Source organism: Leucobacter soli (genome assembly GCF_042659205.1).
In the GTDB taxonomy this organism is placed as follows: domain Bacteria; phylum Actinomycetota; class Actinomycetes; order Actinomycetales; family Microbacteriaceae; genus Leucobacter; species Leucobacter soli.
Genome location: NZ_JBHSRW010000210.1, coordinates 1 through 4,040, shown reverse-complemented (window position 1 = coordinate 4,040; position 4,040 = coordinate 1). Strand labels below are relative to the sequence as shown.

The window sequence follows — 4,040 nt, the reverse complement described above, 5'->3', positions numbered from 1 at the left end:
GAGCGCATCGATCTCGGCGTGCGGCGTACCGGCTCCGCGGTGCCAGCCCTCGGCGACGATGCGGCCGGTCGGGTCGAGCAGCGTGCAGCCGACGCGCGGATTCACGTCGTCGACGGGGCTGCGAAGCGCGAGGTCGAGGGCGCGGCGCATCGCGTCCGCCAGCAGCCCGCTCTCCAACACAGCTTCCCCGATCCTGCGCGCCGGGGGCTGCGGGGGCCCGACGGTGCGGGTTTCCGCGTTCCTCTCATCCGGACTTGCACGCGGTCTGACCCGTGCATCACCGTCGGTACCGGAATTCCACCGGATCGGCCTCGCAGGTGCGAGGTTCGTGGACTTTGACCACCGGTTCGGATTCTCACCGACCCCGGAACACATACTTACTGTATCCCGTGGTCGACAGTCCTCTTGTCGAACCGGTTGCCGATGGCCGAGACGGCCATCGGCGGCGTCGGCCCGCAGAGCCGAGAAATCGGCTCTGCTCGGAGGGCCTGGCCGCAGTTCGGATTCTCACCGACCCCGGAACACATACTTACTGTACCCCGTCCCGCAGAATCTTGTTGAGCCGACAAGTAACACAACGTCCCCGAGGCCGCCCGCCATCGCGGTCGGACCCGGGGACGCAGTGCGCGGCAGGCCGCTATCAGGCCTGGAACGCTGGCACGACGTGCTCGATGAACAGCTCGAGCGAGCGCTTCTTCTCCGCGAAGGTCAGGCTGCTGTCGCTCCAGATGCTGTACTCCGAGACGCCGAGCGACTCGTAGTGACGGACCCGCTCGATCACCTCTGCGGGGGTGCCGATCATCGCGGTGCGGTGGAGCGAGTCGAGCTCGAACTCGGGCCGATCGGCGAACTTCTCCTCCGGGCTCGGGTCGAGGAAGCCGTTGACCGGCGTCGTCTTGTTGCCGAACCATGCGTCGAAGTAGCGGTAGAAGCGGTTGATGGCGGTCGCGCCGACCTTCCAGCCCTCCGGATCGCTCTCGTCGTGCACGTAGGTGTGGCGCAGCACCATGAGGTCGGGGCGCTTCTCCACCTCGGGATGGTTCGCGATCGCGGTCTCGAACTTGCCGACGAGATCCTCGACCTCCTCGTCGCCCTTCATGAGCGGGGTCACCATGACGTTGCATCCGTTCGCGACGGCGAAGTCGTGCGACTCGGGGCTGCGCGCCGCGACCCACACGGGCGGGTTCTTCTGCACCGGCTTCGGCACGCTCGTCGCGGCGGGGAACTGGTACACCTCGCCGTCGTGCGCGTAGTCGCCGTCCCACAGCTTGTTCACGGTCGCGACGACCTCGTTCATGGCCTTGCCGCCATCGGTGGCCGGCATGCCGTTCAGCATCCGGTCGAACTCGAACTGGTAGGCGCCACGGGCGACTCCGAGTTCCGCGCGGCCATTGCTGATCACGTCGAGCAGCGCGGTCTCGCCCGCGGTGCGCAGCGGGTTCCAGAACGGCGCGATGATGGTGCCCGCGCCGAGGCGGATCTTCGTCGTCAGCGCCGCGAGGTTCGCGAGCTGCGACATCGGGTTCGGCGACACGGTGTACTCCATGCCGTGGTGCTCACCGATCCAGACCGTGCTGAACCCGCCGGCCTCGGCGAGCAGCGTCAGCTCGACGAGCTCCTCCCAGTGCTGCCGGTGCGAGATCGAATCGTCGTAGCGCTCCATATGGATGAACAGCGAGAAACGCATGTGCCTGCCCTCCTTCTCCTCTTCGCGTACGGCTACTGGGCCGCGCTCGCCGCGGCGTTGCGCTCGGCGATCGTCTGGTTGCCGCGGGACCAGTGCTCGTGCTCGATCTCGCGCACGATCACGGTGATGGCGTCGCTCTTCGCGTCCACGGTCTCCTCGGCCGCGCGATGCACGGCGTCGACGAGGGCGCGGAGCTGCTCGGGCGTGCGCCCGCGGGCGATGGAAATGTCGATCAGTGGCATGGTGTCAACCTCTCATTACAAAGGGGTCCGCGACTGGACCCTCATCGGTATTGATCCACACGCTCTTCAGGCGCGTGTACTCGTGCATCGATTCGATGCCGTGCTCGATGCCGACCCCGGAGCTCTTGAAGCCCTGCCGGGGGGACATCGGGGACATGGCGCGATAGGTGTTGACCCAGATCGTGCCCGCGTCGAGCCTGCGCGCCATCCGGTGCGCGCGGGCCAGGTTCTGCGTCCAGACGCCGGCGGCGAGGCCGTACTCGGTGTCGTTCGCGAGACCGACCAGCTCGTCCTCGTGCTCGAACGGCATGATCGCGGCGACGGGGCCGAAGATCTCCTCGCGCACCACCCGCATGTCGTTGTCCACATCCGTGAGCACAGTCGGCGAGTAGAAGTAGCCGGGGAGCTCGAGCCCGTCGGGCCGCCCGCCGCCCGCGTGCACGGTCGCGCCCTCCTCTGCGCCGAGCTTCACGTAGGAGTCGACCTTCGCGAGCTGGTCGGCGAAGGCGAGCGGGCCGAGCTCGGTGTCGTCGCCGAGCGGATCGCCGATCCGGATCGATCGAGCCCGCTCCGTGACGCGCTCGAGCAGCTCGTCGTAGACCGCCTTGTGCGCGAACACGCGGCTGCCCGCGATGCAGGTCTGGCCCGCGGCGGCGTAGATGCCGGCGACCACGCCCATGGCGGCGTTCGCGACGTTCGCGTCGTCGAACACGATGTTCGGGCTCTTGCCCCCGAGCTCGAGCGTGCAGCCGATGAAGCGGGCGGCCGCCTCTGCGGCGATGCGCGACCCGGTCGCGGTCGAGCCGGTGAACGAGATCTTCGCGAGCGCCGGGTGGCTCACGAGCGGTGCGCCGGCCTCTCCGCCGAAGCCGGTGACGACGTTCACCGCGCCGGCGGGGAAGCCGGCCTCGTAGGCGAGCTCGGCGAGGCGGAGCACGGTGCGCGACGTGTACTCGCTCGGCTTGATGACGACCGTGTTGCCCGCGGCGAGCGCCGGGGCGATCTTCGAGGTCGTGAGCGTGAGGGGGGAGTTCCACGGAGTGATGGTGCCCACCACGCCCAGCGGCTCGCGCTGGGTGTAGTTCAGGATCTCGAGCGAGGTGGTCGGCACCTGCGCGCCCTGGATCTTGTCGGCCAGGCCCGCGTAATAGTAGTAGTACTCGGGCAGGGAGCGCATCTGGCCGCGCATCTCGCGCAGCAGCTTGCCGTTGTCGAGGCTCTCCATCATGGCGAGCTGGTCCGCGTTCTCACCGATCAGGTCGCCGAGGCGGCGCAGCAGGTGGCCGCGCTTGGTCGCGGTGAGCCCGGCCCACGCGGGCGAGGCGAAGGCGGCCTGCGCCGACGCGACCGCGCGATCCACGTCTTCGGCGGTGCCGCGGGCGGCCTCGTAGAGGACCTCGAGCGTCGCGGGGTTGGTGCTCTCGAAGTAGGCGCCGTCGGCGGGGGCTGCGTGCTCCCCGCCGATGAAGTGGTCGAGGCGTTCGGTCACGGCCGCCCTCCTTCCGTTTCGTCGATGAATGAGATCAGGGCCGAGGCGAGCGCGGGCGCGTCCTCGACGGGCATCATGTGGCGGGTGCCGGGAACGATCACCGCGCGGCCGTCCGGGATCGCCTCGGCGAGGCGGCGGGACATCTCGGGCGTGGAGCCGGGGTCGTGCTCGCCCGTGATCGCGAGTGCCGGCGCGTGGATCCCGCCGAGTTCGGGGCCGATCTCGCGATCCCCGCGCACGAACACGGTGTAGGCGTGGAGGTACGACTCGATGTCGTTCGCGAGCAGGGTCGCCCGGGTCGCGTCGATGATCCCCTGCGGCACCGACGTGGTGGCGGCCGGATACCAGCGCTCGATCGAGGCCTCGACTCCTTCGGCGAAGTCGACGCCGGCGGTCGCGAGCCGCGCTTCGACCTTCTCCGCCTCCTCCGGGGTGCGGCGGCAGACGGAATTGACGCTGGTGAGGGTGGCCACGCGCGCGGGGGCGAAGCGGGCGATGTGCTGCGCGATCAGTGCGCCGAGCGAGAACCCGACGAGGTGCACCGGCTCCGCCGGCATGCGGTCGAGCACGTCTGCGCCGAGCGTGGCGAGCGTTTGCGCCTCGCGCAGCGGGGGCTGCGCCC

Annotated in this window: 4 protein-coding genes, 1 pseudogene and 1 riboswitch; all 5 genes and pseudogenes read right to left on the bottom strand. The window is 69.4% G+C overall.

All coding sequences use genetic code 11. The features are described 5' to 3' along the window. Positions 1 to 150 (bottom strand): annotated as a pseudogene (locus ACFPZL_RS10870) (riboflavin biosynthesis protein RibD); the annotation flags it as partial. 82 nt (positions 151 to 232) lie between these two features. After that, a riboswitch (FMN riboswitch) is annotated at positions 233 to 376 on the bottom strand. Positions 377 to 640: 264 nt separating this feature from the next. Beyond that, complete coding sequence (locus tag ACFPZL_RS10865; protein ID WP_218115460.1) at positions 641 to 1,687, bottom strand: LLM class flavin-dependent oxidoreductase; 1,047 nt, start codon at positions 1,685 to 1,687, stop codon at positions 641 to 643. Between the two features lie 32 nt (positions 1,688 to 1,719). Then, positions 1,720 to 1,929, bottom strand: a complete 210-nt coding sequence (locus tag ACFPZL_RS10860; RefSeq protein WP_218115461.1) for a tautomerase family protein — start codon at positions 1,927 to 1,929, stop codon at positions 1,720 to 1,722. A gap of 4 nt (positions 1,930 to 1,933) precedes the next feature. Beyond that, a complete protein-coding gene (locus ACFPZL_RS10855; RefSeq protein ID WP_218115463.1) occupies positions 1,934 to 3,418 on the bottom strand; it encodes an aldehyde dehydrogenase in 1,485 nt (494 codons plus the stop codon). Next, on the bottom strand, positions 3,415 to 4,040 hold a 626-nt coding region (locus tag ACFPZL_RS10850; RefSeq protein ID WP_382335407.1), incomplete at its 5' end, for an alpha/beta fold hydrolase. The genes ACFPZL_RS10855 and ACFPZL_RS10850, both read right to left, overlap by 4 nt.